Source organism: Candidatus Aquicultor sp. (assembly GCF_054640775.1).
Window position 1 is genome coordinate 1 of record NZ_JBTSLF010000328.1, and the last position, 2,613, is coordinate 2,613.

Consider the following 2,613-nt stretch of genomic DNA (forward strand, 5'->3'; position numbering starts at 1 on the left):
TCTAGAGGGTTATCAAGCATCGACATTACTGGATAAACCGCTTCTCTGATGTCATTAGATGGGTCAAGCAGACCAATTAACTCGTAAGCTGATTTCAGAGGGCAATCTACTTTTTTAGTTAAAGATGGAACAACCCAATAAGCATGCGACTCCCATTTGATAGTCTTTAAGAGATTGAAAGCTTCCGCAAAAGGTAAAGCTTGCCAGTCTTCACGGGCTACAATAACATTTATTGGCTCCATATAACTATCCGGTAAATAATCAAAAGCGGTAGCCAAAGGAATAGTTGCCCACTCCTCATGCTTAGAAATAGCTGACGAAAGGTTTCCTAACTGGCTAAAGCCATTTCTGAACAGATTGATCATTCCCGACAAAGGAACTTTAGTTTGTTCAACCATGATGGTAACTGTATACATCGGATCATTGCTTTTCTGCAAAATTTCTAATGACTCTTCATAAGAAGCTATGCCCTCAGCAATTATAGTTCGCAGTAAATGCGAATCATACAAATCACTATTCGGAATTAGCGCCAACTCCAGGGCTTTAGCCAATGGACATTTTTTGGTGGCAATAATTAGTTGTAAAACATCAGTATGATTACCAGTTTCAGCGGCCAACTTAATAGCTTTATTTAATGAAAGCTTTTTCCAATCCGGTCTTTCGGAGATAGTTTGAAGACTAGAATCAAAATGTTGCATTTTACTGAAAAGACTTAGGGCATCATGAAGGGGTGGTGTTATCCAATCGCCTTTTTTTATGATTTCTTCCAAATCATAATGATCGTAATCCGGTGTATCACCACCTTCATAAATCGCTGGGATAGATTCGTTCATGGCCCTAATTAATTCCCGTCTTCTTTCCAGAGTAAAATCTTTTCTTTTTTCAAAGGAAGAAATTGCTTGTTTGGTGCAACTTATCTCTTTCATCAGCTTAATAGCCTTTTTAAAAGGCAGATTGTCTTTCGCAATTAAAGCCATAGCGGCATATCTGAAAGAGTCTAAGTCATACTGTTTGGCTTTTTCAAGCAATTCATAGGAACGTTTAAGTGAACAGTCTTTCCGGGCAATGATAGCATTAACGTTCCACATAATCACATCCTCAAGTTTACCCCATTTAGGCTCCCTAAGATTATGAAAAATGGCATCCAGCTTAAAATTGTGACGATCAATAATGGCCTCAAAAACTTCTTCCGGGCTTCTCGAGTCATGAAAAATTTCCAGAGCTTTTTTGAGGGAACAATTCTGTTTACCGATAACGATCTTAGCCAAAGAAGGATTATAGTGACTATCCTTTCTCTCTAGTACATCAAAGGCTGAATCAAAAGGCAATTCCTGCCACTGTTTTTTACGGCCAAGGCAGCTCATTACTGGTCCCATATAACCGAGTCTGTCAGAAAAAATAAATAATTCTTCAACGGAAAACTTATTCAATATTTTTCTATCAGCGAGAATCGTAAGAGCATTGTAGACATAATAACTATTTTTGCCCTCTTCTTTTCTGGCCCTGACAAATAAAGAATAAAACTGCTCAAATGAAATTTTTTTGAAATCTTTATTTTTAACAGCCACCTCCAGCACTGGTAAAACATGGGGCACTTTTGTCAGTAAAATCCACATGTGCGGAAATAGGCAATCTTCCCGGCTAAAAATAGCTGAGACAACGTCGAGATCATAATCACTTTGCGCTGCAAAAGACAATGCCTTACTCATAGTGCAAAACTTTGTTTGACTACAAAGAGCTTTAAAAAACTTTTCTTTTTCCATAATCTGTACGATTTTCAAGGTAAATATTTAATTCTTAATGTTCATTTTTATAACAGAAAAATATACCATCTTGATATATTTTTGTCAATTTTTAACATGATGCAATATTGAATTAGACAAATTAAAAACGGTTTCAGAATCATACTTTATAGTATAATCTAAAACCGTTTTATAATAATCTATATGAAGTTGGCGAGAAACTACCTCATTTGAGCTAGAATCTCTTCTTCAGTCGTCTGTTTTTCAGCCTTTTGAGCTTTGGCCTGTTCCTGTTTTTCGTCTCTTTCTTTTTCCAACTCTTTTATTTTACTGACGAGTTCAGGATCATTGCCAAACTCTTTGAGAATAAAATCGACCGCTTGTTGAGTTTCATTATCATAGATAGAAAATCGTGGACATCTACTGGTATCCTCAAGTAAGACATATCGGGCAATAGTATATCGCAGTTCTTTGCGCTTATTACCGGCCAGCAGCTTTAATAATTTGAATGCATTCCAACAACTAATCAAATTACTTCTGCCCTGACGGTGATCCATAATGAACTGCATTTGGCTAGTATACAGTTCCAAGGAATAGTTAATTTTGCCATACAGCATGAGACCAATAATATCTGCGTATTGGCGCATTGCTTCTTCCCATTCTTCCCTGGGTTTAGTTTTCCCAGAAATTTCGCTTAAAACGATTTCGCGCATTTGCGCATCAGCCGCTTTTTTCCATTTCTCATCGATTTTATCAGCATGCAAAATACTGCTAAACGGATTATAGCCCGAAGCGTCTTCCATGTTATCGGAAGTAGAAATATCCAGCAGCGAAAACCAGGGAAAAACTTTTTCGGCTTTTTCGGCCGGCA

2 protein-coding genes are annotated in these 2,613 nt (G+C 37.2%); both read right to left on the bottom strand.

The window, feature by feature from the left end; genetic code table 11:
• On the bottom strand, positions 1–1,763 hold a 1,763-nt coding region (locus ACYC56_RS14880), incomplete at its 3' end, for a hypothetical protein (RefSeq protein ID WP_461374955.1).
• Between the two features lie 200 nt (positions 1,764–1,963).
• Positions 1,964–2,613, bottom strand: a 650-nt coding sequence (locus tag ACYC56_RS14885) for a hypothetical protein (RefSeq protein WP_461374956.1), incomplete at its 5' end; no start/stop codon positions are given.